Consider the following 1158-nt stretch of genomic DNA (forward strand, 5'->3'; position numbering starts at 1 on the left):
TTCCAAGCACTTTATACCTAGTGCCATTCTACCTCTAATTGAAATTTCCTTTAAACTATTTTCAATTATTCTATTCATATTCTATTTTGATTGCGCCCAACGATTGCAGCCCACGCAGGCCGCGTCCTGAACTCCGCTAAGATAATCAATCGGAACTAAAAGGCCACTGGGCCGATAAGCGAGCATGGCCAAAACTCCGGTGCTTGCGGAGGACTTTTGGACATCCGAGCGTTCGGACCAGTGGCCGTGCTTTGGACGTGGTAAAGCCATCGACTCGAAGTGACAGCGGCTTGACGTGGATTGCAGTGTTGGGCGTATGATCAATTTTCATTCTAATCTAGTCCGCTTACTTTGGTCGTTAAGATTCAACAATCCCATCATTGAGGGATTCATAGTCGTTGGTCTATTTTGTCAATTTCATTCCGAGAAAACTTTTCCATTCGCCTAGGTCGTCCTTTTTTTCCCAAGTTCCTATAAGTTGGTTGTCGGAAGCGTTTAGCTTGCCCTTAAATCGAAGCATTTCGCCATATATTTTCAGCTCGTTGTTTTTCAGAGTTCCGCTCATTTTACCTGAAGCTCCTTGGTTGTTGTAATGTTCTAGAGTTATTCGATCATTTTGAGGGTCAAGTCCGATTATCTCGAAAGTTTTGCTCCGTTCTTTTCCCATCATAACGTCCGCTTTGTGCAGGACGAAATATCCGTTCAGTATTAGTTCATAAGTGTCCGTTCCCGTTATTTTCATTTCCGGACTGTTTTCTGTCGCCAAAATCCTGCCTTCGGTTTTCCACTTTCCAATTAGTTTTTTGAACTCGGTATTTTCAATTCGATTATTGTTCAAATGATAGATTTTTGATTTTCAGACGGTTTTTTCAGCTTGCGCCCAACACGTCGACGGACGAACGTATTCTAGGTCATAGTATTTATTCTTTCACGCCCAACGATTGCAGCCCACGCAGGCCGCGTCCTTGACTCCACTAAGATACTCAATCGGAACTAAAAGGCCAATGGGCCGATAAACGAGCATGGCCAAAACTCCGGAGCTTGCGGAGGACTTTTGGACATCCGAGTGTTCGGACCAGTGGCCGGGCTTTGGACGTAGACTAGCCATCGACTCGAAGTGACAGCGGCTTGACGTGGATTGCAGTGTTGGGCGGATAA

1 protein-coding gene is annotated in these 1158 nt (G+C 45.1%); it reads right to left on the reverse strand.

Going from position 1 to position 1158, the window contains the following annotated elements; all coding sequences use genetic code 11:
- Positions 1 to 403 precede the first annotated feature (403 nt).
- Positions 404 to 838 carry a DUF1579 family protein gene (locus A3850_RS00005; protein WP_068212558.1) on the reverse strand — a complete coding sequence of 145 codons (435 nt, stop codon included), beginning with the start codon at positions 836 to 838 and terminating at the stop codon, positions 404 to 406.
- Positions 839 to 1158 lie beyond the last annotated feature (320 nt).

Source organism: Lewinella sp. 4G2 (assembly GCF_001625015.1).
In the GTDB taxonomy this organism is placed as follows: Bacteria; Bacteroidota; Bacteroidia; order Chitinophagales; family Saprospiraceae; genus Neolewinella.